Annotated in this window: 20 protein-coding genes; 10 read left to right on the top strand and 10 right to left on the bottom strand. The window is 64.4% G+C overall.

Annotated elements, in window-relative coordinates:
* The first annotated feature begins 317 nt into the window (after window positions 1–317).
* The 3 genes from AC1RQK_RS29370 to AC1RQK_RS29360 all read left to right on the top strand — a co-directional run bounded on the left by AC1RQK_RS29370 (window position 318) and on the right by AC1RQK_RS29360 (window position 3,952).
* Complete coding sequence (locus tag AC1RQK_RS29370; protein ID WP_492812767.1) at window positions 318–2,015, top strand: adenylate/guanylate cyclase domain-containing protein; 1,698 nt, start codon at window positions 318–320, stop codon at window positions 2,013–2,015.
* 167 nt (window positions 2,016–2,182) lie between these two features.
* Entirely contained in the window at window positions 2,183–3,205 is a 1,023-nt protein-coding gene (locus AC1RQK_RS29365) for a class I fructose-bisphosphate aldolase (RefSeq protein WP_492812765.1), read from the top strand.
* A gap of 288 nt (window positions 3,206–3,493) precedes the next feature.
* Window positions 3,494–3,952 carry a CHRD domain-containing protein gene (locus tag AC1RQK_RS29360; RefSeq protein ID WP_492373814.1) on the top strand — a complete coding sequence of 153 codons (459 nt, stop codon included), beginning with the start codon at window positions 3,494–3,496 and terminating at the stop codon, window positions 3,950–3,952.
* Window positions 3,953–3,981: 29 nt separating this feature from the next.
* On the opposite strand, the gene AC1RQK_RS29355 is transcribed toward AC1RQK_RS29360, so the two are convergent.
* Window positions 3,982–4,674, bottom strand: a complete 693-nt coding sequence (locus AC1RQK_RS29355) for a cytochrome b/b6 domain-containing protein (protein ID WP_492812763.1) — start codon at window positions 4,672–4,674, stop codon at window positions 3,982–3,984.
* A gap of 111 nt (window positions 4,675–4,785) precedes the next feature.
* The gene (locus tag AC1RQK_RS29350; protein ID WP_492812761.1) at window positions 4,786–5,607 is read right to left on the bottom strand and encodes an aminotransferase class IV family protein; all 822 of its coding nucleotides are present in this window, start codon (window positions 5,605–5,607) and stop codon (window positions 4,786–4,788) included.
* 152 nt (window positions 5,608–5,759) lie between these two features.
* Here AC1RQK_RS29350 and gcvA point away from each other — a divergent pair, with 152 nt between their 5' ends.
* Window positions 5,760–6,722: a transcriptional regulator GcvA gene (gcvA, locus tag AC1RQK_RS29345; protein ID WP_492812759.1), complete on the top strand. Its 963-nt coding sequence runs from the start codon at window positions 5,760–5,762 to the stop codon at window positions 6,720–6,722.
* Between the two features lie 61 nt (window positions 6,723–6,783).
* Here the strand turns inward: gcvA and AC1RQK_RS29340 are convergent, their stop codons facing one another.
* The 5 genes from AC1RQK_RS29340 to AC1RQK_RS29320 form a co-directional block, all read right to left on the bottom strand.
* Window positions 6,784–7,167 (bottom strand): hypothetical protein, encoded by a 384-nt coding sequence (locus tag AC1RQK_RS29340; RefSeq protein ID WP_492812757.1) that lies wholly within the window; start codon window positions 7,165–7,167, stop codon window positions 6,784–6,786.
* A 217-nt stretch (window positions 7,168–7,384) separates the two neighbouring features.
* The gene (locus AC1RQK_RS29335; protein ID WP_492812755.1) at window positions 7,385–8,479 is read right to left on the bottom strand and encodes a porin; all 1,095 of its coding nucleotides are present in this window, start codon (window positions 8,477–8,479) and stop codon (window positions 7,385–7,387) included.
* 51 nt (window positions 8,480–8,530) lie between these two features.
* Window positions 8,531–9,226 carry a 4-carboxy-4-hydroxy-2-oxoadipate aldolase/oxaloacetate decarboxylase gene (ligK, locus tag AC1RQK_RS29330; RefSeq protein ID WP_492812753.1) on the bottom strand — a complete coding sequence of 232 codons (696 nt, stop codon included), beginning with the start codon at window positions 9,224–9,226 and terminating at the stop codon, window positions 8,531–8,533.
* A 23-nt stretch (window positions 9,227–9,249) separates the two neighbouring features.
* The gene (locus AC1RQK_RS29325) at window positions 9,250–10,278 is read right to left on the bottom strand and encodes an amidohydrolase family protein (RefSeq protein WP_492812751.1); all 1,029 of its coding nucleotides are present in this window, start codon (window positions 10,276–10,278) and stop codon (window positions 9,250–9,252) included.
* 47 nt (window positions 10,279–10,325) lie between these two features.
* Window positions 10,326–11,465, bottom strand: a complete 1,140-nt coding sequence (locus AC1RQK_RS29320; RefSeq protein WP_492812749.1) for a 4-oxalomesaconate tautomerase — start codon at window positions 11,463–11,465, stop codon at window positions 10,326–10,328.
* 178 nt (window positions 11,466–11,643) lie between these two features.
* Here AC1RQK_RS29320 and AC1RQK_RS29315 point away from each other — a divergent pair, with 178 nt between their 5' ends.
* From AC1RQK_RS29315 to AC1RQK_RS29305, 3 genes are all read left to right on the top strand, one after another.
* Window positions 11,644–12,855, top strand: coding sequence for a LysR family transcriptional regulator (locus AC1RQK_RS29315; RefSeq protein ID WP_492812747.1), 1,212 nt, complete (start codon window positions 11,644–11,646; stop codon window positions 12,853–12,855).
* A gap of 215 nt (window positions 12,856–13,070) precedes the next feature.
* Window positions 13,071–14,399, top strand: coding sequence for an MFS transporter (locus AC1RQK_RS29310; RefSeq protein WP_492812745.1), 1,329 nt, complete (start codon window positions 13,071–13,073; stop codon window positions 14,397–14,399).
* A 9-nt stretch (window positions 14,400–14,408) separates the two neighbouring features.
* The gene (locus tag AC1RQK_RS29305) at window positions 14,409–15,773 is read left to right on the top strand and encodes a gallate dioxygenase (RefSeq protein WP_492812743.1); all 1,365 of its coding nucleotides are present in this window, start codon (window positions 14,409–14,411) and stop codon (window positions 15,771–15,773) included.
* A 162-nt stretch (window positions 15,774–15,935) separates the two neighbouring features.
* Here the strand turns inward: AC1RQK_RS29305 and AC1RQK_RS29300 are convergent, their stop codons facing one another.
* Window positions 15,936–17,072 carry an MFS transporter gene (locus AC1RQK_RS29300; RefSeq protein ID WP_492812813.1) on the bottom strand — a complete coding sequence of 379 codons (1,137 nt, stop codon included), beginning with the start codon at window positions 17,070–17,072 and terminating at the stop codon, window positions 15,936–15,938.
* A 214-nt stretch (window positions 17,073–17,286) separates the two neighbouring features.
* Here AC1RQK_RS29300 and AC1RQK_RS29295 point away from each other — a divergent pair, with 214 nt between their 5' ends.
* The 3 genes from AC1RQK_RS29295 (at window position 17,287) to AC1RQK_RS29285 (ending at window position 22,835) form a co-directional block, all read left to right on the top strand.
* Window positions 17,287–18,207, top strand: a complete 921-nt coding sequence (locus AC1RQK_RS29295; protein ID WP_492373810.1) for a LysR family transcriptional regulator — start codon at window positions 17,287–17,289, stop codon at window positions 18,205–18,207.
* A gap of 477 nt (window positions 18,208–18,684) precedes the next feature.
* Window positions 18,685–19,920, top strand: a complete 1,236-nt coding sequence (locus AC1RQK_RS29290) for an ABC transporter substrate-binding protein (RefSeq protein ID WP_492373868.1) — start codon at window positions 18,685–18,687, stop codon at window positions 19,918–19,920.
* Window positions 19,917–22,835, top strand: a complete 2,919-nt coding sequence (locus tag AC1RQK_RS29285) for a bifunctional diguanylate cyclase/phosphodiesterase (RefSeq protein WP_492373809.1) — start codon at window positions 19,917–19,919, stop codon at window positions 22,833–22,835. The genes AC1RQK_RS29290 and AC1RQK_RS29285 overlap by 4 nt, the downstream gene beginning before the upstream one ends.
* Here AC1RQK_RS29285 and AC1RQK_RS29280 read toward each other — a convergent pair.
* Complete coding sequence (locus AC1RQK_RS29280; RefSeq protein ID WP_492812810.1) at window positions 22,832–23,635, bottom strand: alpha/beta hydrolase; 804 nt, start codon at window positions 23,633–23,635, stop codon at window positions 22,832–22,834. The genes AC1RQK_RS29285 and AC1RQK_RS29280 overlap by 4 nt on opposite strands.
* A 28-nt stretch (window positions 23,636–23,663) precedes the next feature.
* Window positions 23,664–25,712, bottom strand: a complete 2,049-nt coding sequence (gene fusA, locus AC1RQK_RS29275; protein ID WP_492812740.1) for an elongation factor G — start codon at window positions 25,710–25,712, stop codon at window positions 23,664–23,666.
* Window positions 25,713–25,860 lie beyond the last annotated feature (148 nt).

The raw sequence follows: 25,860 nt of genomic DNA, 5'->3' as shown, positions 1-25,860 counted from the left end.
GCTGCCAGATCCACAGGCGGCTTAAATGGAGGTTCTTCGGACTGTCGTATGCGTACTGCACGCGGGTGCAAGTGGCGGGAAGAAAAACGCTGTTTTGCTCCCCTCTCCCATGAAATGGGAGAGGGGAGCTACGGCAGCGCTGGATTTAGCCCGGCGATGCATCGACCCACACGAACGTCGGATGAACCTGAATCCAAGGCGCCTCAGGCGCCTGCACTACCCATTGGAAGTGATGCTAACCTAGCGTGCTGCTCGGCAGTGCTGGCGCTTGGTGGCAAGCGCTGGCGCATCGACAGGCGTGGAGGGTAGAGTAGAGCATGTCACACGTTCCCTATCTTCAAAGGTGGTGGCCGGCGGGTGTGCGATCGGTCCGTCTGACCACAGGACTGGTGCTGTTTACCTATGTTGGTACGCACCTGCTGAACCACTCGCTGGGGAATATCTCGCTCGCCTGGCTGGAGCGTGGTCTGCTCGTGCAGAAGTTCATCTGGCAGGGATGGCTTGGAACGGCCGTGCTGTACAGCGCGCTGGTGACGCATTTCGTCCTGGGTCTGTGGGCTCTGTACGAACGGCGCTCGTTGCATTGGACCCCGGGTGAGGTAGCGCAACTCGTCCTCGGCTTGTGCATACCGCCGCTGCTAGCCAACCATGTTGTGAATACGCGGGTCGCCTTCGCCGAGTTCGGCCTGAACAAGGGCTACGCGCAGTTGCTGTACTCGTTCTGGATCGATTCACCGTTCTTCGGCCGCGTGCAGCTGATGCTATTGGTGGTCGCCTGGCTGCATGGGTGTTACGGCATCTGGTTCTGGTTGCGCTTGAAACCATGGTTCGGGGCGTGGCGCAGCGTGCTGCTGAGCGTCGCCGTGCTGATCCCGGTGCTCGCGCTGCTAGGTTTCTTGCAGGGCGGACGGGAAGTGATCGCGCTCGCGCAGGATCCCGTCTGGCGCGCCGCGGCGACCCGGACCACGATCATCGGAACGGGGTTGCAAAACCTCTGGCTCGCCGAGCTGCGCAACGACTTTTTGCTCTTCGATGGTGGCGCGCTGCTGCTGGTGCTTGCAGCGCGCCTGGTGCGCACGGCGCGAGAGCGCCGGGCCGGGCGGCTCTGTGTTCTGTATCCGGACGGGCGAAAGGTATTCGCGCCGCTCGGATTCTCGGTGCTGGAGGCTAGCCGCATGGCCGGCGTGCCCCATGCCAGCACCTGCGGTGGCCGTGCCCGATGCACATTGTGCCGGGTGCGTGTGCTCAGTGCTGTGCCGCTGCCCGCGCCGGCGGAGGCCGAGCGGCGCGTTCTGGAGCGGCTGGGAGCGGATTCGCGGACAGTGCGCCTCGCCTGCCAGTTGCGGCCGACCCATGATCTGTCCGTGTGGCCGCTGGTGCCGCCGGCCGCATCGGCGGCCTTCCTGCAGCGGCGCCAGCGGGACGTCATGCCGCAAGAGCGGTTCGCGGCGTTCATGTTCGTGGATATGCGGGATTCCACAAAGCTTGCGGCGGCACAATTGCCGTTCGACAGCCTGTTCATGGTCAGCCGCTTCCTCAGTGCGGTCTGTGCCGCGGTGGTTCAGGCAGGCGGTCTGCCAAACCAGTTCCTGGGAGACGCGGTGCTCGCGATCTTTGGCTTGCGCTGCGAGCCAGCCGAGGCCTGTCGCCAGGCGCTCAGCGCAGTGCCGCTGGTTGCAGCCAATATTGAGGAACTCAACGCTGCGCTCAAGCAGCAGTTGCAGACGCCAATCCGCTTTGGCATCGGCTTGCATTGCGGCCGGGCCATCATGGGCGAGATTGGTTTCCGCGACCACGTTACGTTCACGGCAATTGGTGACCCGTTGAATGTGGCCTCGAGACTCGAGCAGTTGACAAAGGAGATGGCTTGCGAGGCGATCGTCTCGGAACAGGTCTTCCAGCAAGCCGGCGTTTCGGCCGCGGGCCTGCCGCAGCTTGCCGCACGCCTGCGAGGCCGCGATGACCCGGTGCCCGTCTGTGTGCTGTCCAAGGCGGCGCAGATGCCTCGGGCCTGACTACGCCCTGCGCACCACGCCCGAGCAGGGCAAGGGCAAGGGCAAGGGCAAGCTGCGCGAAGTGTTCGGTTGGCCACCATCAGCACTGGCCACGCCCCCCGGCTCGCTTGCGCGAGCGCGCTTATGCGTCAATGCTTGTTCCCATGCCACCTTCACGGAGCCGCATCATGGACACACGAAGCGAACTGCAAGCCACCGTGGATGCCCTGGTTCAAGCGGGCAAAGGCCTGCTGGCCGCCGACGAGAGCGGGGCGACGATCGCCAAGCGGTTCGAGCGCATCGGCGTGGCATCGAGCGAGGAAAGCCGCCGGGCGTGGCGCAGCCTGCTCCTGTCGACACCAGGTCTTGGTGAATGCATCAGCGGCGTGATCCTGTACGAGGAAACGCTAGGCCAGTGCGCCGACGATGGCACGCCGCTGCCAGAACTGGCTGCGCGCCATGGCATCGTGCCCGGCATCAAGGTGGACAAGGGCAAGCTCGCGCTCGCCCACGCTCCCGGCGACGAGATCACCGAGGGCCTCGACGGGCTGGCCAAGCGGCTTGCCGCCTATCGCCAGCAAGGCGCGCGCTTTGCCAAGTGGCGCGCGGTGTACAACGTGTCCGACAAACTGCCTGGCCGGCTTGCCATCCAGGCCAATGCGCAGGCGCTGGCGCGTTATGCCGCGATCTGCCAGGAAACGGGCGTAGTGCCTATCGTCGAGCCCGAGGTGCTGATGGATGGCGCGCACGCCATGGCGCGTTGCGCCGAGGTCACCGAGGCCGTGCTGCATGAAGTCTTTCACGCCTTGCACCGGCATGCGGTAGTGCTCGAACACATGCTGCTGAAGCCCAGCATGGTGCTCCCCGGCAAGGAGGCCGGGCACGCGGCGCCGGCCGAGGTTGCCATGCAGACCGTGCAGGTGCTCAAGCGCACGGTGCCCGCGGCGGTGCCGGGCATCTTCTTCCTGTCCGGCGGCCAAACGCCCACCGAGGCCACCGCCAATCTCGATGCCATGAACCGGCTCGCCCCGTTGCCCTGGCGGCTGTCCTTCTCCTACGGGCGCGCCTTGCAGGAGCCGCCCCTGCTGGCCTGGCGCGGCGAGGCCGCTAACGCGGCGCAAGCGCAACGGGCGCTGCTGCAGCGCTCACGGCTGAATGGCATGGCCAGCCTGGGACAATATGACGCGGCGCTGGAGACCGCTGCGGGCTGAGCATTCGGCAGGCGCGGCCAGGATCGGGCGCTCAAACTCTGAAAAAGCGCTCCAGCGGGAAGTCGAGTAGCGCTCGGACGCGCGGCGCCATGCGGGCCTGGCTGCCAACCACGGTTCTGGATTTGGCAGACAGCCGGGTCTATCCTTTTCTCGGACTCATGCCAGCGACCGGTCGGCTGACAGATTGACCCGGCGCCGGAAGCGCCGGCATCGGGTACGCTCGCCGCCACGCAGTGAAAGCAGGCGGCCGCTGTTCAACCGGTGCCATACCGGACAGGAGACAATCAAATGCGTGTTTCAATATCGCGGCGGGCCCTCATGTGGCTCTCCGGCCTCGCCTTGGCGGGGTCAATGACCTGGGTGCAGGCGGCGCCAATCTCGTTTACCGTGCCGCTCAGCGGCGCGCAGGAGGTGCCTCCTGTCGAGACCAAGGGCAGCGGTTCCGCCGACCTCACCTACGACCCCGGCACACGGGTTGTCACCTGGGCAGTCACGCTGAGCGGCCTACCCAGCGAGGCCACCATGGCGCATTTCCACGGGCCTGCCACAAGCGGCAAGAACGCGAGCGTGAAAATCTGGCTGTCCGGGAAGGGCGCTGCGGTCACCAGTCCCCTCAAGGGCCAGGCCACCCTCTCCCCGGCTGACGCGCAAGAGTTTCTTGCCGGCGAGATGTACATCAACGTGCACACAAAGGATCATCCCGCCGGCGAAATCCGTGGCCAGGTGCTGCCGCCTAAGAGCAACTAACGCGGCGCTTGCGCTCAGGTCTGGGCAGCTCAGAGATACGCCGTGAGAAGCGCCGCCGCGGCGGCGCCAACGCCCAGCACAAGCAGCGCCAGCAGCGCGGATGCCAGTCGTGGCGTGGCGATGCGCGCCGGCAATGGCTTGCGGCCGGTCAGCATGGGAAGCAGGAGGTTGTGGCCCTTGGCCAGCGCATACAGTGCGATGGCCAGCACGTGCAACGCCACCGCCGCCAGCAGCGCGTCCCACAGGATTGTGTGCAGCGCCGTGATCGCATTGGCGACCGATGCGGGCACCCATTCGGTGAGCGGTCCTTTGTCCGCGATGTCGTTGTTGATGTAGAGCCCGCTGAGCGTTTCGCCCAGCATCAACGCAAGCAGCAGCAGCACCATCCACCCGCCCGCCGGGTTGTGGCCGACTTGCACGTCGGCCTCGCGGCGCAACATATGCCGCAGATGGCGGAACGCAGCGGCGGGCGAGGCCACAAAGCTGCGAAAGCGTGCGGTTTCGCTACCGAAGCAGCCCCAAAGCAGCCGGAAAAGCACCAGCGCGAGCAGTGCTTCGCCAATCCGGACATGCCAGTCCATCCAGTTCAGCCGCCAGGTCGCATAGGCTCCCGCTACCAGCACCACTGCCAGCCAGTGGAACAGCCGCGTCGGCGCGTCCCAGACCAGCACAGGGCGACAATCACTTTGCCCCGGAGATTTGACCTGGCCGTCAGGTTTCATCGTTGAGCCCTCCCGCATATGTTGCCACGGTGGTCTCTGGCCACAATGGCGCCATTCAAGCTGGAGCCATTCAACCGCAATCCGCGACAATGGGCAATCGTTGGCACGGGCTCACGGCAAGACAGGTTCCTCCATCTGATAAGCCCGGTGAAGCAGCGCAAGGAAGCTCGGCGCCTCAGGCATGGGCGCGGAACCGATCCGGCTCACCGCCACCCCCGGTGTCCAGGAGTTCATCACCGCCGCGCCAGCCAGGCCAGGCAGATCGGCAAGCGTCACGGGCTGGACGCGCTGACGCACACCGAGGCGATCCAGTTGCCGGCGGACAATACCCATGGTCGTGCCTGCCAGCATCTCGGCCTCGGGCCACACCACCGTTTCAGCTTCTCTGTCCCAAAAGACCAGGTTCCAGATGGTCCCCTCGCTGAGCCGCCCCTGAGCGTCAACGAAAGCGGCATCGTCGAAGCCTTTGCCCACGGACTGGCGCAGGAAATACGTCTTGGCCACTTCGCCAACGTGCTTCAGGGCGGGGAGCACCCGCTCGTGAGGGACAGCGGCCAACCCCAACGGGCCCTGTGGGCCGGACGCGGGCGGCCCGGTACGCACCAGCACTTCAGGCTCGACATCCGCGCCGGCCACGGTGAACTCACCCGCCGGTAGGTACACGGTGGCCACCAGCGAGACGTCCGCCGGCGCGCATGCCAGCGCCGCGCGCAGATAGGCACGCACCTGATCGTCGGGCAAGGCGCGGCCGAACAACGCCATCGAGGCAACCCTGAGCCGCTCGAGATGGAGATCCAGCCCACGGACCCGGCCGCCGCGCACCTGCATCGCGGTGAAATGCGCGTAGCCCGCAAAGGCGAGGGGTGCCAACTCGGCGAGCGTTGCCGGCAGGCCGTTGCGTTGAACGATAAAGGAAGACTGACTAGCTGGCATGGGTTGCTGTGACTCCGGTAGTGGCGTGCAATGGGCTTGGCGAACGTCGCGCGCCGCCTGCATGCGCAGGGTTGGCCGCAACTATCTGCTATTGACCGCGCTTTGAGAAACGAGTATTTCTTGCCGGATCATTAAAAATGGCTTGAAGATCGATGAAGCGAATGCTGCCGGGCACACGAGCACTGAGGACCTTCGAGGCAGCCGGGCGGCACTTGAACTTCACGCGCGCGGCGCAGGAGGTGGGGTTGACGCCGGCGGCCGTCAGCTACCAGATCAAGGAGATCGAGGACCAGCTAGGCATCACGCTGTTCGCGCGCACCAGCCGCAGCATCCAGCTGACGCCCGCCGGCGCCGTCCTGTTCGAGGCGGCCGCCGACGCGCTCGACACCTTGCAGCGGGCCACCAGCCGGGCCCGGAGAATGGCGCGGGGACCGGCGCATCTGCGCATCTCGCTAGGCGCGATGTTCGCCACCAACTGGCTGCTGCCCCGGCTTGCGCGGTTCAGGGCCGCCAACCCGGCGCTTGAACTCACATTCGATATTTCCGATCAGGTACGGGACTTCGACGCGGACGACGTGGATATCGCGATCCGCTTTGGCGCCGGGCATTACGAAGACACGTGCTCAGACCGGCTGTTCGACACGGTTGTCGTCCCGATCTGCAGCCCGAAACTGCGCGAAGCCGGTGCCCGGCTGCAAACACCGCGGGACTTGCTTGGCCACACGCTGTGCCATGTCGACTGTCCGGTCGACGGCATGGCCTGGCCCGACTGGCGCATGTGGATGGCCGCGGCCGGCGTCGACGATTTCGACGACAGCCGCTGCGTTGCCTTTTCCGATTCGAGCCATGTCGTGCAGGCCGTGATCGACGGCGCTGCCATTGGCCTCGTGGAACTGCCCATGGTCGCCAATGACCTGGCCCAAGGCCGCCTGGTGCGCCTATTCGAGATTAGCGTGAGCATCGCGCCGGCGTATGCCTATCATCTCGTCTATCCGGCGCGCAGCAGCCAGGATCCTCGCATCCTTGCGTTCAGCCAATGGATGCGCGATGAGACGGCGCATACGGCGCATACGGCTCACACGGCTCACATGTCGTTGTCTCCTGTCCGCCTGTGATCGGTGGTGGAGACATTGCAACAGCAGGCGGATGCGCAGCCCACCGGGTTGTCGAAGTGCTTCAAGGCAGCGCACCGGCAGGCAATACGCTCCACCCCGAAGCACCACTCGATGTCGTCCTGCGTTGACTCCTGAGGACACCGTTCTCGTCGAACTCGAACAGGACCGTCGACGATCGGATCTCCCCGCCGGAAAACAGCGGGCCAATGAATGGAATAAAGCTCTCCGGGTGAGGCTTGGAGGTCGCAAAGGAATAGATCAGTATCGTGGATCCGTCTCGCAGCGTCGTCATGGAGGTGGGCGTCCCAAGCTGCGCGGTAACGTCGTCAACGGTAGAGAAATCGGGAATGAAGTTCGACAATTGCTCCGGCTTCACGTCGACGCCCGTCGATACACAGGCAACCAACATGATGCAAGTCGCAATCAGTGCATACACACGCTTCATGCCGACGCCGCCGTACTGTTGGGCCGTGACTGAGAACAGAACGTGCTGATGGCCATGATGCCAGCCTGGCCGCGCGATGCGTCCGGCACGTCATTGACAAAGGATAGGACTTTGCCGGCGGATGCGCGATGAGACTGCTTACCCAGTTGAGGGCGGTCATCCGGGCTGACGCCGGTGATCGGGGTTGCCCCCGCATGGCGCGGGGGCATTCGCCGCATCAGAAGATGTGCTTGATGCCAACCATCGAGCCCAACTGCTTGCCGCCCGGCGCGGGCGCCGTGCCCGTGCCCGCACTGCTTACCGACAGCGCCGATTGCCCGCCGTTGGCGATATAGCCAGCCGTGGCATACACCGAGGTCCGCTTGGAGAACGCATAGCTGGCGCGCAGGGCACCCAGCCACGCCTTGTCCGCGCTGTTGCGGTACTTCAGGTAATACAGCTCGCCCGCGACATTCACGGTGGGCGTGACGTCATAGGACACGCCGCCGTAGAACAAATTGCTGCGCGACGCCGTCAGCGCCTCGTTGCGGCGGGCGACCCAGCCCAGGCCCGCCTTGGCGTTGCCGGCCAGCACATAGCCACCCAGGGCCAGGCGATCATCCTTCAGGTTGCTGTTGGTCAGCCCGGCGAACGCGCCGGGGCCGCCGCGCAGCGAGTCGTACGCGGCGGAGACGGACCACCAGTTGGTCTCGTACTGCAGCAGGGCAGACCACTCACGGCAAGCCTTGCTGTCCGCGGCATTCTCGCCGGCGCAGTTGGTGCCCGACGGGCTCGGCCCGGCATTGACCGTGTCGCGGCCAAAGCTATACGTGGCGCCCACCGTCAGCCCGCCAAACTTGCCCTTGTAGGCCACGGCGTTGTCGGCGCGCGCGTTGGGGAAATAGTTGTCCAGCGAACTGGAGCCATAGGCGTTCGGCCCCAGGATGTCGGAGTCCAGCATCGCCCAGAACAGCATGGTGTACTGCCGGCCAAAGCTGATCTGGCCCCAGTTGTTGCTCAGCCCCACCCATGCCTGGCGCCCGAACAACCGCCCTCCCTGGTTGGTCGCGCCGCTGTCCACCCCGAAGCCGGACTCCAGTGCAAAGTTCGCTTTCAAGCCGCCGCCAAGGTCTTCGGTGCCACGCAGGCCCCAGCGCGACGGCACCGTGCCGCTCAGGTTCGGCATGCGCGTGACGCTGTTGCTGGCGGCGCCGATGTGGTTCACGTACTCGACACCGGTATCGACCACGCCGTACAGCGTGACGGACTGGGCCGAGGCCAAAGCCGGCAGCGCGCAAAACAAGGCAAGCGCTAAGGGGCGCAGCTTTCTCATGTTGACTCCTCCTTTCTTCTTATCAGAGCCCGCGGGTTGCGGGCGGTTGGCTCAATCCAGGTACTGCAGTCCGGCGCGGGCCAGGGCGTCGCGCAGGTTGTACATATCGAGGCCCAGCTCGCCGGCGGCGAAGCGCTCCCGTTTTGCGGCTTCGTTGGCCGTGCGCGCTTCGGCAGCCTCTGCCACTGTCGTGGCCAAGGCCGCGGGCACTACCACCACGCCGTCGTCGTCCGCGATCACCACGTCGCCGGGATTGACGAAGGCGCCCGCGCACACCACCGGCACGTTGACTGAGCCGAGCGTGGCGCGCGCGCAGCCTTTGGCGTGCACCGCGCGGCTGAACACGGGGAAGCCCATCGCGGTCAGGTCCTTGACGTCGCGCACGCCGCCATCGATCACCAGGCCCTTGGCGCCACGTGCCCGGTAGGACGTGGCCAGCAGATCGCCGAAGAAGCCATCCGTGCTGTCTGCCGTGCAGGCCGCGACCACCACGTCGCCGGGCTGGATCCACTCCACCGCCACGTGCAGCATCCAGTTGTCACCGGGCTGCAGCAGCACCGTGACGGCCGGGCCGCAAGTGGCTGCGCCTGCGTACACCGGGCGCATGGTCGGCTTCATCAGGCCAAGACGGCCCATGGCTTCGTGCACGGTCGCCACGCCGAAGCGGGACAGGCGGGCCACCGCATCGGGATGCGCCCGTTCGATCTGGCGCCGGACCACGCCAAGCTGGGTTTGAGCGGGATGCATACAGTCTCCTTATGTTCTCAATGTCAAAGTCCGCGGGCCTTGAGCCGGGCGTCCAGGCGGGGGTACACCCGGCGGGCATTCCCCTCGAAGATCTTGTGCCGTTCCTCGGGCGTGAGCTGACTCGCCTGGTCGACATAGCGGCGCGTATCGTCATAGTGGTGGCCGGTGCGCGGATCGATGCCGCGTACCGCGCCGATCATCTCGGAGGCAAACAGGATGTTGTCGACGGGAATCACGCGCGTGAGCAGGTCGATGCCCGGCTGGTGATACACGCATGTGTCGAAGAAAATGTTGCCGAGCAGATGCGTCTCAAGCTCCGGGAGTTTCAGCTCCTGCGCAAGGCCACGGAAGCGCCCCCAGTGATAAGGCACCGCGCCGCCCCCGTGCGGAATCACGAACTTCAGCGTGGGAAACCGCTTGAACAGATCGCTGGTCAGGCATTGCATGAACGCGGTGGTGTCGGCATTCAGGTAGTGCGCGCCGGTGGTGTGAAAGCAGGCATTGCAACTGGTGCTGACGTGGATCATCGCCGGCACGTCATACGCGGCCAGCATCTCGTAGATGGGATACCAGTACGGGTCAGACAGCGGCGGCGAGGTCCAGTGGCCGCCCGAGGGATCGGGGTTCAGGTTCACGCCTACGAACCCATATTCGACAATGCAACGCTCAAGCTCGGCCAGGCACGTTCGCGTATCCACGCCCGGTGACTGCGGCAGCATGGCCGCACCCACGAAGTGATCCGGGAACAGTTCCGCGACCCGGTAGCAGAGTTCGTTGCACAGGCACGACCATATGGCGCTGGTTTCGAAGTTGCCAACGTGGTGCGCCATGAACGAAGCGCGCGGCGAGAAGATGGTCAGGTCGGAGCCGCGCTCCTGCATCAGCCGCAGCTGATTGGAGGCGATGGCGTCGACCAGTTCAGCGTCGCTGATATGCAGGTCCGACGCGCAGGGGCCAAGGCTGGGCGAGCCGAGGTTGGCGATCTGCTGCTTGCGCCAGTCTTCCAGCGCCTTCGGCGCGGTGGTGAAATGTCCGTGGCAATCGATGATCATGGATGCGTGTGCTAGGTGCTTGCGAGGTGTGTGCCAGGCGTGCACGTTCAGTTGGCAGGCCATGCGGCGGCGGGGATCATGACCTCGCCACGCATGATGGGTCGGGCGGTACGCACCAGCGCGCTGCGCGCGATGGTGTTTGGCCGCGTGGGATCGGTCTCCAGCTCGACGGTGAACTCGCCGGTGGGGTGTTCGACGCTGATGGCATGGACCGGGCCACTGCCGGGGATCTCGGCCATGCCTTGCGCCACCGTATGGGGCAGGACGCAAGCGGCGCCCACCGTCACGGCCGCCAGCACGCCGATGGCCTCATGGCACACGTGGGGAATAAAGCAGCGCGTGGTGAGGCTGCCGCCGGCACGCGGCGGGGCGATCAAGCACATCTTGGGATAGCTCTTTGCGGTGACGTCGCCCAGGCCCATGCGATGTCCTGCTTCAAGGCGCAAGGCTTCCAGCGCGGCCTTGAGAGGCTCGTCTTCATTCAGGGCTTGCACGCTTTCATAACCGGTGCGCCCGAGATCGCAGGCGCGCAGCAGCACCATCGGCATGCCGTTGTCGATCAGCGTGGCATCCACCGCAATCGCCTGGCCGGTGGCATCGACGCCCACCGTCAACCGGTCCAGCGCGTTGCCGCTGGGAAGCAGGGCAGGGCAGACGGACCCCGCTGTATCCAGGAAATCGATCACGATGGGCGCGGCCGTACCGGGTACGCCATCGATGCGTGCATCGCCTGCGTAGTGTGGCTTGCCGCCGGGCGTGCGCATGGTGATGTCGCACACCATCCCGGTATTGCGGGTGAGCACCCTGGCGCGGGTGACATCGCCGGATGGCTTGAGCAAGCCGCACTCCACCGCGAACGGCAGCACGGCAGCCAGCATGTTGCCGCAGTTAGGCGTGGTGTCCACCGTATCCGTCCTGGGCTGCAGCTGCGCAAACAGGAACTCCAGGTCCGACTCGCCCGGCAGGCCGCGCCCTACGATGCCCACCTTGCTGGTCAGCGGATGCGCGCCGCCGAGGCCGTCGATCTGCCGCGGGTCCGGGGAGCCCATGGCCGCAAGCAGCACGCGGTCCCGCGCAGCGCTCTGCACCGGCAGGTCCCTGGCCAGAAAGAAGGGGCCGCGAGACGTGCCGCCGCGCATCAGGATGCACGGTACCGGCACGAGATCCGAAGCGATGAGGTCATTCATGGAACACGATCCGCGTACGTCGATGATGGGCGAGTATTGGCGCTTAGGCCTTGCGGTGGGTTGCCTTCTGACCCGGCCAGTGTTCCAATCTTCTTATCGGCTTGGCGAAACGAAGGCACCACGAAGGCACCAACGACGGCACAACGAACCCACAACGCCAGCGACACTCAGGCACCCGATGGATCTCTCCCCGATCAGCTTGCATCACCTCTATGTGTTTGCCGGCGTGGCCGCCGCAGGCGGCGTGCGGCGCGCAACCGAGACGCTGCACCGCGCTTCCTCGGCCATCGCGCGCTCGGTTGCCGCGCTGGAGACCAGCCTGGAGGTGGCGCTGTTCGAGCGCAAGGGGCGCGGCATGCTGCTCACGCGCGCCGGAGAAGAAGTGCTGCTGCGCGTGCAGCAGATCGACACCATCCTCAGAGAGGTCCGCGACGAAGCCATGCGGCTGCGCAGCCGGCATGGCGGCGCCGTCGCCAGCCTCGAATCCCTGTACAACGAGCGCCGGCTGGAGGTGGCCACCATGCTGGCCGAGGCGCACCACATGCCCAGCGTGGGCGCGGTGCTTGGCATTTCGCAATCCGCGGTCAGCCAGGCGGTGGCGCGGCTGGAGGAGATACTCGGGCAGCCGCTGTTCCTGCGCACCGCGCGCGGCATGATTCCCACGGACGTGGGCGATCGCTGGATGGTGCGGTTCGAGCGCGTGCTGGCGGAGCTGCGCCATATCAAGGCTGACGTTGCCGCGCTGAGCGGGGTGCTGGAGGGCGTGGTGACGGTAGGCGCGTTGCCACTCGGGCGCACGCAACTGCTGCCAGCCGCCATCGCCGGACTCCACGCGCGCCACCCGCGCCTGCGCTTTCGCTCGCTGGAAAGCCCTTATGAGGAGCTGACCGCAGGGCTGCTCAGCGGGCGCATCGACCTGATCCTTGGCGCCTTGCGGCCGGGTTCCGCCCAGGGCTTGACCATTGAGCCGCTGTTCGAGGACCGCATGGCGCTGATTGCCAGCGCCGCCCATCCGCTGGCCTCTAAACGGCGGCTCACCCTGCGCGATGTCGAGGCCTATCCGTGGGTGCTCTCCCGTGCCCGCTCACCGCTGCGTGAAGCGCTGGACGGCTACTTTGTGCAGCAGGGACGGCCCTTGCCGCAACCCTTCGTGGAAACCGGCGACCTGGCCCTGCTGCGCGGCCTGCTGTTGCGTGGCGAGATGATCACCGCCTTGTCCGCCCACCAGCTTCACAATGAGATTGAGCAAGGATCGCTGTGCGTGCTCGATCTCCCCATCCCCGGCGTGAGCCGCCCTATCGGCATCACGACCCGTGCGGGCGCCCGGCTCTCGCCCGGCGCGGCTGCGCTGCTTGCCGAGCTGCGCGCCTGCAGCGCGGCCTGGCGCTAGCGTCCACGCCGCAGCCCATGCCGAGCCCTCATCCATCCGGGTGTCGATAAGCAGAAGGCAACGCCCCGCCAGCCGAAAGCAATACAGACAGACCGCCCGGATCGTAGACTAGCCTTGCCATGAACGTTGCGCTGGCGTGCATGCCCAGCATGGCGATTCTGGCCATTAGTCAGATGAACGATAAGAGCCCGCGTTCGGGTTCACCAGGAGACGGCATGACTGCACGGCCCCGGCTCGATATCCGAGCCCACATCAATGATCGAACAATGTCGAGCTACCAGTGGCTGTTGCTCGGCCTATGCTTCCTGATCGTCGCCACAGACGGCATGGATGTCGCCATCATGGGCTTCCTCGCCCCGGACATCACGCGCGAGTGGGGCATCTCCCGGGCCAGCTTCGGCATCGTGATGAGTGCCGCGCCGCTCGGCCTGGCCATCGGCGCGCTGCTGGTGGGCCCGCTGTCCGACCGCTTCGGCCGCAAGAAGCTGCTGATCGGCTCCATCGCGCTGTTCGGCGCATTCAACCTGCTGAGCGCGTTTTCCGACGGCATCGTGACGCTGTCGCTGCTGCGCTTTCTCACCGGCCTCGGCCTGGGCGCGGCCATGCCCAGCACCACCACGCTGCTCTCCGAATACGTGCCGGAACGCTCCCGCAGCACGCTGCTGGCCGCCATGTTCACTGGCTTCAACCTAGGCTCCGCGCTGGTCGGCTTCGGCGCCGCCGCGCTGCTGCCGCATTACGGCTGGCGCACGGTGCTGATGGTGGGCGGCGCGCTGCCGCTGGCCTGCCTGCCGATCTACATGCTGCTGATTCCGGAATCCGTGCGCTTCATGGTCGTGCGCAAAGCGGCCCCGGAGAAAATCGCCCGCACGCTGCGCCGCGTGTGCGGCGGCAGCTTCGCGGACAACACCGAGTTCACCATCAGCGAGCCACCGGTGCCCACTTCGCAACCCGTGCGCACGCTCCTGTCGTCAGGCTATCGCGGCATCACACTGTCCCTTTGGCTCACCTACTTCATGGGCTTGCTGGTGATCTACCTGCTCAGCGGCTGGCTGCCGACCCTGATCAAGGACGCCGGGCTGCCAATTGAGCGCGCCGCCAACCTCACCGCGCTCTTCCAGCTGGGCGGCACGGTTGGCGCACTCGTGGTCGGGTTCTACATGGATCGCCGCGCCGCCAACAAGGTCATCGCGCTGGCCTACGTCTGCGGCGCCGCATGGATTCTGCTGCTGGCCTCGGGCAATGTGAGCTCCACGCTGTTTGCCTTCTACGTGCTGATGGCGGGCTTGTGCATGAGCGGCGCGCAGACCGGCCTGAACGCCTTCGCCCCCGGGTGCTATCCCACCCCGGTGCGCGCCACGGGCGTGAGCTGGATGCTGGGCATTGGCCGCTTTGGCAGCATTACCGGGTCCATGGCTGGCGGCGTGCTGCTCAGCCTGGGCTGGGGCTTCAGCGCGGTCATCGCCATCCTTGCCATCCCGGCCACCCTGGCCGCAGTATCGATCATTTCCACCAAGGTGCAGCAACGCGCCGCACTCGCCTGAGTCTTTAACATGGCCACTATCATCGGCGCCATCGCGTCATCCCACACGCCCACCATCGGCTTCGCGCTGGATGCGGGCAAGCAGCAGGATCCCGCCTGGGCTCCGATCTTTGCCGCGTACGCGCCGGTCAGTGAATGGCTGGCCGCGGCCAAGCCGGATGTCCTGGTCATGGTCTACAACGACCATGTGACATCCTTCTTCTTCGATCACTACTCCGCTTTCGCGCTGGGCATCGGCGAGTCCTACGCCGCCGCCGATGAAGGCGGTGGCCCGCGCGCGCTGCCCGCCATCGGGGGCCATGCCGGGCTGTCCCGGCACATCGGCGCATCGCTGATGGCCGATGAGTTCGACATGTCCTTCTTCCAGGACAAGGCACTCGACCACGGCTGCTTCTCGCCCCTGTCTGTCCTGCTGCCGCATGGCGACGGCTGGCCGGTCAAGATCGTCCCGCTGCAAGTCGGCGTGCTGCAGTTCCCGGCGCCGTCCGCGCGCCGCTGCTACAAGCTGGGGCAGGGGCTGCGCCGTGCCATCGAGAGCTACCCGGAAGACCTGCGCGTGGCCATCGTGGCCACCGGCGGGCTCTCGCATCAGGTGCACGGCGAGCGCGCCGGATTCAACAACACGCCGTGGGATCATCGCTTCCTGGACCTGTTCGAATCCGACCCCGAGGCGCTGCTGGAGATGACGCACGCCGACTACGCCAGGCTGGGTGGCTTCGAGAGCGCCGAGGTGGTGATGTGGATGGTCATGCGCGGCGCCATGTCCAACCGCATGCACCGCATTCATCGCGACTACTACCTGCCATCCATGACCGGCATCGCGGTAGCCGTCTACGAGAACGAAGCCTGCACCGATCCCGAGCGCCTCGCAGCGCGCGCCGAACGCCAGCGCGAGCATATCGGCCACCAGTTGCGCGGCATCGAAGCGCTGGAAGGCACCTATCCCTTCACGCTGGAAACCAGCGTGCGAGCCTATCGCATCAACCGCTACCTGCATCAACTGGTGCAGCCGGACTTCCGCGTGCGCTTCCTGGCTGAGCCGGCCGCCACGTACGACGAAGCCGGGCTCACCGCGCAGGAGCGCGACATGATCACCCAGCGCGACTGGCGCGGGATGATCCATTACGGCGTGATCTTCTTCCTGCTGGAGAAGCTAGGCGCCGTCAGCGGCGTCTCTAACCTCCATATCTACGCCGCCATGCGTGGCGAAACGCTGGCGGATTTCCAGAAGACCCGCAACGCGCCGGGTGCGCTTTACTCGGTGAGCGGGGCAGCTGCCAAAGCCGCCAGATCCGCTAAAGCCGGTCTGGGCGACGCCTGGCAAAGCCCAGCCGAGCAACCAGACGCAGCGGCGCCCGCCGCCAAGCCAGACTAAAGCTAGCGGCCGAGCCGGCATCGTCCAGGTCAGCCAGCAGTTCCAGAGCAAGACGGACTGGCTGACGGCATGGCATTCGTGGGTGGTGAATGGCACGGCGCCGACGCAGCTGGTGGCTACGGAACGGGTTGCCACAGCGACAACGCTGATACCGTGCATCGATCAACCGGTCTGCGCCGCTTCCGCGCGTGATGTCAGAAAAGTCAGGTAGGCTGCGATCAGCAACAGGGCTACGCTCGCTTCGAAGGTGCTTTGGTAGCCGCTGCTGTCGAACAGCAAGCCCCCCACGGTAGAGCCTATGGCAATGGCAAGCTGGACAACGGCCACCATCAGCCCGCCGCCGACCTCGGCGTTCTGCGGAAATGTCCTGGCCACCCAGCCCCACCATCCTACGGGCGCTGCGGTGGCAACCAGCCCCCAAAAACCCAGGAGTGCAACGACGGCAGTCATCCAGCCTCCAAAAGCGATCAATGCCACGGCGATGGCGGCCATCAAGATCGGTATGGCAATCAGCGTCTGGTAGAAGCGCCGCTGGAGTACCGTGCCGATGAGCGTGGTGCCGATGAAGCCTGCCACACCGATCAGCAGCAGAATGAGCGAGAGCGCGGATACGCCAACCTGCGTCACCGTTTCCAGGAACGGCCGCAGGTAGGTGAACAACGTGAACTGCCCCATGAAGAAGAGGCCAGCACCGAGCATCCCCAAGGTCACCACCGGATTCCGCAATAGCGCGAAGACATTGCCGGAGCTGGAGCCGGCGCTACGCGGCTCCACGCGCATGGACGGCAGGCTGATCCATTGCCACGCCAGCGCGATCAACGCTACCGGCACCAGGCAAAAGAAGGCGCCACGCCATCCAATGACCGCACCCAGGTAGCTGCCTAGCGGCGCGGCCACCACCGTGGCCAGTGCGTTGCCGCCATTGAAGATGGCCAAGGCGCGCGGCACTTGACTGGCTGGAACGAGCCGCATGGCTGTCGCCGCCGACATGGACCAGAACCCGCCCACGACCACGCCAATGAGCGCACGGCCTGCCATGTAGGTGAAATAGTCCGGAGCCATCGCGACGACCGCGCCTGACAGGGCCATGACGCCCGTCAGCCCCAGCAGCAGTGTCTTGCGATTCATGCTGCCGGCAAGCGTGGAAATGAACAGGCTCGTCACCACAGCGAATGCGCCGGAGATCGCGATACCTTGCCCCATCATCCCCTCGGTGACATGGAGATCCGCAGCCATGGGCGTCAGCAGGCTGACGGGCATGAATTCCGAGGCGATCAGCGCAAAGACGCACAGCGTCATCGCAAAGACGCCGCTCCAGAACGCCGGCTGCTCCCCAGCCTCTCGTTGGGTGGAGGTTTCGCCCGCAGGGGCGGTACAAACGTTCGTTGTCATGACATTGAAATTGACTTTCTCATGCCCTGTATCTTCGCGAACGCAAGCCACCGTGACTAGCTAATGAATACTTAAATGGGATATAAGCTAGGCTACTGAATATGCCTTGGGAGACTGCGCCGTGGCCAGACGCAACCTCAACGATCTCTTGGCCTTCGTCACCGTGGCGCGCGAAGGCAGCTTCACCCGTGCCGCTGCTGCGCTGGGTGTGACGCAATCGGCCCTGAGCCAGACCATTCGCGGATTGGAGGAGCGATTGCAGATCCGGCTGCTCACGCGCACCACGCGCAGCGTTTCACCAACCGTAGCGGGCGAACGGCTGATGCAGGCCATCGGCCATCGCTTCGACGAGATCGAGGCGGAGCTCGATGCCTTGACCGAATTGCGCGAGAAGCCCGCCGGCACCGTGCGCATCACCTGCGGTGACAACGTGCTACACAGCATTTTGCTGCCCAAGCTCACGCCGCTGCTGCGCGAGTATCCGGACATCAAGCTGGAGTTCGACGTGAATTACGGCTTCCGTGACATCGTGGCTGACCGGTTCGATGCCGGCGTACGCCTGGGTAACACCATCGACAAAGACATGATTGCCGTGCCTATCGGCCCACCGTTGCGTCTGGCGGTGGTGGCTTCGCCGGAATATCTTGCTGCTCACCCCATCCCCAGGACGCCAAATGACCTGACGGCGCACCGCTGCATCAATCAGCGTATGGCCACATCCGGCGGGTTGTACGTTTGGGATTTCGAGCGCCGAGGCCGCCGGGTGAACGTACGCGTCGATGGTCAGCTGATCTTCAACACCGCACAGCCCCAGGTGGACGCGGCGCTGGCCGGGCTGGGTATCACCCTGCTGCCCGAAGATGAGTTGATGCAGCATATCGAGGCAGGCCAGCTAGTGCGCGTGCTGGAGGACTGGTGCCCGAAATTCGAGGGCTACCACCTGTACTACCCCAGCAGGCGCCAGCCCTCGCCGGCGTTTTCGCTGGTGGTCCAAACGCTGCGCATCGTTGGCCCTGGTGCGACAAGTGGGACAAGGCATTGAGCAATCAGCAATCAGCAATCCGCCGGTTGAATCCCCAGTCAGGCGCGCTCATTCGGCTATGATGCTGGCTCTGGCGATACCGGCAACTACGCGTCATGGCGAGGAAATTCGGGTTTGTCCCGGTACAGTATTCGCGCTCGTTGTCGATATGCAGTGTAGGCACCGCCCCCCTCAATTCGCCCGATCTGCTGTCATGGTCAAACATACGCATCCCAGCCGTCGTAAGCGTTTCCCGATGTGGGTTGGCTGCGCATTCACGCTTGTCGATGTCGTTGCAAGCCATCGCAGCCCGGACGCCACCATGCCTCGCCATCGGTTCCTTCGCGATGCAAGTTCCAGCGGTTCGCTTTCCACTGCGTCAAAAGTGCCTGCTGAAGCACGGCTAATCCATCCCGAATCCGCAAAGTGAATCACCAAGCGCGACGCATTGGGTTTGCCGCCCTGCTAACGGGCCTGGTCAGCCTTCTTTTATTGTTCTTGCCCGGTTGCCAACAGCAAGACAACGCTTCGCCAGGCGCGGCCGTGCCCGCCAGGACCGCCATTACCGCGTTGATATGGGCGCCAGACTGGCCGGAGGAGATGCTCCAGATTGCGGCTGAATTCAGCAAGCTCAATCCAGACGTCCGCGTGGATGTGCAGTTCATGATTGGCAATTCGGTCGAGGAGAATATCAAGCCCCGGATCGCCTCTGGCAACTTGCCGGATCTGGTGAGTGTCAACCCGAACGCCTATGCGGCTGAATTGGCCGATCAAGGCATCCTGACAGATGTGAGCACCACATCGGCATGGAACAACATGCTCAGCCCGCTCAAGGGGGACTGGACCAGTCGCCAATCCAAGCGCTTTGGCATATCCGGCGGCGTGGCGACAACGCTGATCTACTACAACAAGGCACTGTTCGCGAAAGCTGGGATCAAGGAACTGCCAACCAATTTCCACGAGTTCCTGATGGTTTGCGAGCAGCTCAAGCTTGCGGGCTTCACACCCATCATGTGGAGCGGCGGCTTCCCGAACATGCTCGGCAACGGCCCCTTCAGCTTTGGCTTTGCCAACAACGTGGTGGCGCGCGAGCCAGCCTGGAAGCAGAAAATCGGCGATGGCACGCTGGACCTGAACACGCCTCAGGTAGCCGATATCTTTGCCAGTATTGCGCTGATGCCGCAACGCGGCTACGTGCAAGACGCCTTCATGGCGACGGATTACGATGAGGGCATACGGTTGTTCAAGGAGGGCAAGGTCGCGATGGCTTTTCACGGCAGTTGGGCGGCTGGCCATTTGCTGCACGGCAACCCTTTCGAGGTTGGCGTGTTTATTCCACCCTGGAACGCGCCCGGCAAGCGTGTGGTGCCTGTGATCGGCAGCGAAACCGGGTTTGCGGTGTGTGACACGCCCAACAAGGCCGCAGCCATGCGTTTTCTCGAATTCATTGCCGGGAAAGGCTTCTCCATTCTCCAAAGAAAACGCCAGAACATCCCCCCATTCAAGCAAGCCGCGGGCACGCTCGTGAGCGATCAGAAGATGGTCGACTACACAAACATGGTCAGCCGCTATCCGGTGACCGCCAGCCCATACTATTCGGTTCTACCCTCCAACTCGATCGAGCAGCTTCATCACTTGATGCAGGAAGTGCTGACCAGAAAGATCACGCCCAGACAGGCCGCCAAACTTCTCGACGCGTCCGTCAAGAATGAAGCAAAGATGCATTACAAATGAGCTCAATCCTAGGTTCGCTGCGAAGCGCCTTCGCCTATCTCTCGCTGGACCTGCTGCGCCGTGTCGAGATTCGCTACCGGCTGATGACCGCATTCATCCTGCTGTCGCTGATACCGATACTGATCTCGGGCTACATATCGTATGTAGAGTCGACCGCCGCGATCAAGCAGAAGGCCGAGGTATTCTCCAAGGAGATGGTCAAGCAGGTCTCCAAGAACATCGCGCTGCGCATGGAGCAGGTCGAGACGGAGAGCAGCCTTCTTGTCCTGTCCGATCGCGTTCAAAATGCGCTGACAAACGTGGTCAATGGCAGCGCAGAGGAGCAGAACGAGGCACGCCAGGATATGACCCGGCTGCTCCTGCAGCACTACGGGTCGGTTGACTTCATCAACCAGAAGTACCTGCTCGACAAGAACAACCGGATCCTGGACACCCAGGCGTTCGCGCAACTGACGCGGGGCGTGATGCGTCTGGTCAAGCAGGCGCCCGATCGGAATGGCCGGCCTTACTGGGGCAGCTACGACAACGGTGTTGGGCAACAAAACCTCGGGATGGTGCGTGCCATCATCGGCAAGAGCAACAATCGGCGGATCGGCACGCTGGTCCTGGTCATTCGCCCCGAACAGTTCTCGACCATCTTCAATGACGTCGCCTTGGGGAGCGGAACGGAGATCTACGTGCTCGATGCCCGCAGCAACAAGCTGGTTGTCCGCACCGACGGCATCTCCACGAACACCGACGGGACGGCCGAGCCCGACCTGATCAGGAAGATCGCGAGCAACGGGCTAAACGGGGAGTCCAGTGGCTTCGTCGACTTCGAGGACAAGCGCGAGGGGCGCTACCTTGCCGCGTACACAGGCATTCCCGGCACGACATGGATCGTGGTCAGCACAATCCCGGAAAAGAAACTGACGGCGGAGGCACAGTCCGTGCGCAATCAGATCGTGCTGGTTGGCATCTCGGGTTTCCTGCTTTCCATCTTCCTGGCCTACTTTATTTCCCACAGCATTTCGGCACCGCTCAGAGAGCTGGTGCGAAAGATGCACGACACCGGCAACGATACGGGCGCCGAGGCGCCGGCGCCAGCGCGCACCGATGCTGGCGGCAGGGATGAACTAGGCCGGCTCGCGCAGCGTTTTGAAAGAATGAGTGGGGCCATCAAGCAGAAGATCCAGAAGATCAACGAGATCAACGCCTCCCTGGAGCAGACCGTCGACCAGCGAACCGCGGAGCTCGTCACCAAGGAGCAGGAGTCGCGAACGTTGATCGAGAACTCGCCGGACACCATTACCCGCTACGACCGAGATCTCCGCCGCACTTACGCCAATCCCGCCTTCTGTAAATCGGCAGGGTGCAGCCTAGCCGAGTCGCTCGGCAAGCGGCCATCGGAAGTCCCCGGCGGCGCCAATGCGCTGATCTACGAGCAGAAGATAGCCGAAACCATTGCAAGCGGAAAAAGTGGGCAAATGGAGCTGAGATGGGTCAGCAGGGATGGACAGGAACATTGCACCCATATCCGCCTGACGCCAGAGATCGACCGCTCGGGCAAGGTGAACTCTGTGCTGGCCGTGGGGCGTGATCTGTCGGACCGGATGGCATTCGAGGCGACGATCTGGAAACAGGCCAATTTCGATGCGCTGACCCATCTTCCGAATCGCCAGATGTTTCACAGCCGGCTCGAGCACGAAGCCAGCCTGGCGCATCGCTCCGAGCAGCGCATGGCCCTGATGCTGATTGACCTGGATCGCTTCAAGGAGGTCAATGACTCCCTGGGACACGACACAGGAGACATCCTGCTGATCGAGGCGGCCAGGCGCATCATTTCGTGCGTGCGCGAATCGGACATCGTCGCTCGCCTTGGCGGTGACGAGTTCACCGTCATTCTGCCCAACACGGGCGATACCGAAAGCATTGAACGCATCGCAAAGGCCATCATCCACAAGCTGGCCGAGCCCTTCGCGCTCGGCGCGGATGAGGCTTTCATTTCCGCCAGCGTCGGCGTCACGCTTTACCCCGACGACACCAGCGAGCTGGACGTCCTGTTCAAGAATGCCGACCAGGCCATGTACGCGGCCAAGAACGCCGGGCGCAATCGTTTCAACTACTTCACGCCCGACTTGCGCGTAGCGGCAGAAAAGCGCCTGCGTCTCACCAGCGATCTGCGCGCCGCCCTGCCTGGCGGGCAGTTCCAGGTCTACTACCAGCCCATCGTTGACCTGGCGACAGGGGAAATCCGCAAAGCCGAGGCCCTGATCCGCTGGTTGCACCCTGAGCGCGGCACGATCAGTCCGCTGGATTTCATTGCGCTGGCCGAAGACACGGGGCTCATCGTGCCGATCGGGGATTGGGTGTTCAAGCAGGCCGTGCATCAGGCCCGTCAATGGCGCAACCGATTCCATCCGTCTTTCCAGATCAGCGTCAACATGTCGCCGATGCAGATTCGGCAAGACAGCCAGGTTTGTGCGCAATGGTCCGACTATCTCATGCGGGAAGGGATGCCGGGGCAGAGCATGGTGGTTGAAATCACGGAGGGCCTGCTGCTGGACGCTGAACTGAACAAGAAGCTGCTGACCTTCCGCGATGCGGGAATCGGCGTCTCGATCGACGACTTCGGCACCGGTTACTCGTCCCTGGCCTATCTCAAGCGCTTCGACATCGATTACCTCAAGATCGACCGCTCATTCGTGCAGAACCTCGGCTCCGACGGCGACAATCAGGCGCTTTGCGAGGCCATGGTCATGCTGGCTCACAAGCTGGGATTGAAGGTCATTGCCGAGGGCGTGGAGACGACAGAGCAGCGCGATTTCCTCGTCGCCGTGGGTTGTGATTTTGCCCAAGGCTATTTGTATTCGGAGCCGGTTCCGCCCGATCGGTTTGAGATGCGGGTATGGCCGAATGTCGAGGAAACGATTTAATCTGAACCCCCGAGCAAAAATCGAACGGCATCGCGCCACCAGCCACCGTCCACCCGCCCAAACCAATCGTTGTGCTCGGCATCAGGCAGTACGCACAATAGCCGAGGCGCTATCAGCCCCTTGTGCAATGCCACGCCAAAGCGCGCCGGGACGATGCTGTCGCGCTCCGCAACCACCACCACAACCGGCCGGTCGAACCGCGCCAGGTTGGCCGCGCTGTCATAGCGGTCTCGCAGCAGCCACGACACCGGCAGCCAGGGATAGTGGTAGCCGGCAACATGTTGCAGCGTATCCCACGGCGTGATCAGCATCAGGCCTGCTGTCTTGTCCCGCTGGCGCGCCGCGGCCGCGGCGGCAACGCCAGCCCCCAGCGATTCGCCGATCACCAGCAGCGGGGCGCCGTATTGGCGATAGGCCTGCGCAATGATCTGCTCGGCATCGGCCACCAGGCTGGCTTCGCCCAACGGCCCCGGGCGCGGTCCGTAGCCCGGGTACTCGGCAAGAATCACGCGCACGCCCTGGGGCGCCAGCGCTGCGGCGTAGGCTCGACGGTGGCCGGCATGTCCGGCATTGCCATGGAACACAATCGCGGTGGCGCGCACCGGCCCGGTGGGCTCGGCCACCAAGCCCTTGAAGTCTTGCGAAGACGGCCACGCCTTCAGCCCGCCAGCAAGCAACTCCGGCAACGCCGCCTTGGCCGGAAAATACAGGAACTGGTCTTGCAGCGCCGCAAGGGCAGGGCACGGCAGAAGACAGCCGAGCCATAGCGCAAGCCCGGCAGTCTTCACCGCGATGCCCATCCCGGCATCGCGGCATTGCGGCCGCCCCTCAGTCCACGCCGTTGCCATGCGCCTTGTGCTGCGAGGCCATCACCTGCTGCTGGGCGGGTGGCACGGCTTCGTAGTGACTAAGCTGGATCGTGTAGTTGCCGTGGCCGCCTGTGATGCTGTTCAGGCGCGACTGATAGTCGTTCAACTCCGACAATGGCACCTGTCCCGCCACCAGAACGCTGTTGCCTGCCGCGGTGCGCGTGCCACGCACCTGGCCGCGCTTGGCGGAGAGGTCGCTGATGATGTCGCCCATTGCCGCCTCGGGCATCGTCACCTCGATATCCACGATCGGCTCCAGCACGCTCGGCCGCGCCTTGAGCACAGCATCGATAAAGGCCTTGCGCCCCGCCGCCGCAAACGCCACCTCCTTCGAATCCACCGAATGGCTCTTGCCATCGAACACGGTAACGCGCACGTCCTGCATCGGAAAGCCCGCCAGCGGCCCGCACTCAAGCACCTGGCGGATCCCCTTTTCCACAGCGGGGATGAACTGGCCCGGAATCGCACCCCCCTTGACCGCATCCACAAACTCGAAGCCCGCGCCGCGTGGCAGCGGCTCCACGCGCAGCTGCACCTCGCCAAACTGGCCGGCACCGCCCGTCTGCTTCTTGTGGCGATGATGCCCCTCGGCTTTGCCGCCGATGGTTTCGCGATAAGCGATCTTCGGCGGCCGCGTCACCACCTCCAGCTTGTACTGGCCGGTCAGGCGCTCCAGCGCGCAGCGCAGTTGCAGCTCGCCCAGGCCAAGCATCACCGTCTCATTGGTGCCCGCCGGATGCTCGATGCGCAGGCAGGGGTCTTCCGCGCCAAGCTTCTGCAGGACCTCCGACAAACGCTGCTCATTGCCGCGGCGCGCCGGCTCGATCGCCAGGCCATAGATCGGGGTGGGGAAGTCAAGCGGGGCCAGATGGATGTTGCCGTCCTCGCTGGCATCATGCAGCACGGCATCAAAGGCGATCTCGTCGATCTTGGCCACGGCGCAGATATCGCCCGGCCCGGCCTGCGGCACCTCAACGCGCTCCTTGCCCTGCAGCATCAGCAGATGCGCCACCTTGAACGGCTGGCGCGCATCGCCGATAAACAGCAGGCTGTCGCGCGTGACCGTGCCCTGGTGGATGCGGAACACAGCCATCTTGCCCAGATACGGGTCCATCGTGATCTTGAAGACATGCGCCAGCACATGCTTGTCCGGCACCGGCTCCGCGCGAATCGCCACCCGGCGCTCGCCCGCATCACGGTAAAACAACGGCGGATTGCCCTCGGCCGGGTTCGGCAGCAGCCGCACAAACACATCCAGCAACTCCGTGACACCAGCCCCGCTGGCCGCCGAGGTAAAGCAGATCGGCACCAGGTGACCCTCGCGCAGCGCCCGCTCGAACGGCGCATGCAACTGCTCAGGCGCAATCTGCTCGCCCTGCTCCAGATACAACTCCATCAGCTTCGGATCGATCTCCACCACCTGATCCACCAGCGCCTCGTGCGCCGACGCCACCGACAGGAAATCCGCCTCGCCAGCCGGGTTAAAGAAACAATCCACCACCTCGCCGCCGCGCCCCGCCGGCAGGTTGATCGGCAAGCACTCCTTGCCAAACGCCTCCTGGATATCGGCCAGCAGCTTGGGCAGATCCACCTTCTCCTTGTCGATGCCGTTGACCACGATCATCCGGCACAACTTGCGCGCCTGCGCCCAGGCCATCATGCGCCGGGTCGTCATCTCGATGCCCGTCTGCGCGTTGATGACGATGGCGGCCGTCTCCACCGCCGCCAGGGCGCTCATCGACAGCCCGGAGAAATCCGGGTAGCCGGGCGTGTCCAGCAGGTAGATGCGGGTGTCGCGATAGTGGAGGTGGGCCACCGCGGTGGTGAGCGAGTGGTGGTACTTGCGCTCCAGCGGATCAAAATCGCAGACCGTGGTGCCGCGCTCCACGCTGCCGGGCATGTGCAGCGCACCTCCCTTGTGCAGCAGCGCCTCCACCAGGGAGGTCTTGCCGCACCCCGCGTGCCCCAGCAGGGCGACGGTACGAATTGCATCGGGACTATAAAGCATGGTCGCCCTCGTCCGGCAATGGCAGTGAGATCATTATTGGCGATATGGGGTGGGAACGCCATGTGGGGTGAATGCTGATCTTGGGGCGGGGCGGCGGCGATGTACTTGGTGGGAATGGGTGGAAGGGGTCTGTGAGCAGGAGTTTCTT

Source organism: Cupriavidus sp. GW822-FHT02D05, from assembly GCF_058802485.1.
Note: the sequence above shows the minus strand (reverse complement) of the source record. Positions and strands in the feature narration are given on the sequence as shown.

Bases quoted from the DNA above. Each gene is read 5' to 3' on its own strand.
- AC1RQK_RS29370 (WP_492812767.1), top strand. From the start codon at position 318: ATGTCACACGTTCCCTATCTTCAAAGGTGGTGGCCGGCGGGTGTGCGA.
- AC1RQK_RS29365 (WP_492812765.1), top strand. From the start codon at position 2,183: ATGGACACACGAAGCGAACTGCAAGCCACCGTGGATGCCCTGGTTCAA.
- AC1RQK_RS29360 (WP_492373814.1), top strand. From the start codon at position 3,494: ATGCGTGTTTCAATATCGCGGCGGGCCCTCATGTGGCTCTCCGGCCTC.
- AC1RQK_RS29355 (WP_492812763.1), bottom strand. From the start codon at position 4,674: ATGAAACCTGACGGCCAGGTCAAATCTCCGGGGCAAAGTGATTGTCGC.
- AC1RQK_RS29350 (WP_492812761.1), bottom strand. From the start codon at position 5,607: ATGCCAGCTAGTCAGTCTTCCTTTATCGTTCAACGCAACGGCCTGCCG.
- gcvA (WP_492812759.1), top strand. From the start codon at position 5,760: ATGAAGCGAATGCTGCCGGGCACACGAGCACTGAGGACCTTCGAGGCA.
- AC1RQK_RS29340 (WP_492812757.1), bottom strand. From the start codon at position 7,167: ATGAAGCGTGTGTATGCACTGATTGCGACTTGCATCATGTTGGTTGCC.
- AC1RQK_RS29335 (WP_492812755.1), bottom strand. From the start codon at position 8,479: ATGAGAAAGCTGCGCCCCTTAGCGCTTGCCTTGTTTTGCGCGCTGCCG.
- ligK (WP_492812753.1), bottom strand. From the start codon at position 9,226: ATGCATCCCGCTCAAACCCAGCTTGGCGTGGTCCGGCGCCAGATCGAA.
- AC1RQK_RS29325 (WP_492812751.1), bottom strand. From the start codon at position 10,278: ATGATCATCGATTGCCACGGACATTTCACCACCGCGCCGAAGGCGCTG.
- AC1RQK_RS29320 (WP_492812749.1), bottom strand. From the start codon at position 11,465: ATGAATGACCTCATCGCTTCGGATCTCGTGCCGGTACCGTGCATCCTG.
- AC1RQK_RS29315 (WP_492812747.1), top strand. From the start codon at position 11,644: ATGGATCTCTCCCCGATCAGCTTGCATCACCTCTATGTGTTTGCCGGC.
- AC1RQK_RS29310 (WP_492812745.1), top strand. From the start codon at position 13,071: ATGACTGCACGGCCCCGGCTCGATATCCGAGCCCACATCAATGATCGA.
- AC1RQK_RS29305 (WP_492812743.1), top strand. From the start codon at position 14,409: ATGGCCACTATCATCGGCGCCATCGCGTCATCCCACACGCCCACCATC.
- AC1RQK_RS29300 (WP_492812813.1), bottom strand. From the start codon at position 17,072: ATGACGCTGTGCGTCTTTGCGCTGATCGCCTCGGAATTCATGCCCGTC.
- AC1RQK_RS29285 (WP_492373809.1), top strand. From the start codon at position 19,917: ATGAGCTCAATCCTAGGTTCGCTGCGAAGCGCCTTCGCCTATCTCTCG.
- AC1RQK_RS29280 (WP_492812810.1), bottom strand. From the start codon at position 23,635: ATGGGCATCGCGGTGAAGACTGCCGGGCTTGCGCTATGGCTCGGCTGT.
- fusA (WP_492812740.1), bottom strand. From the start codon at position 25,712: ATGCTTTATAGTCCCGATGCAATTCGTACCGTCGCCCTGCTGGGGCAC.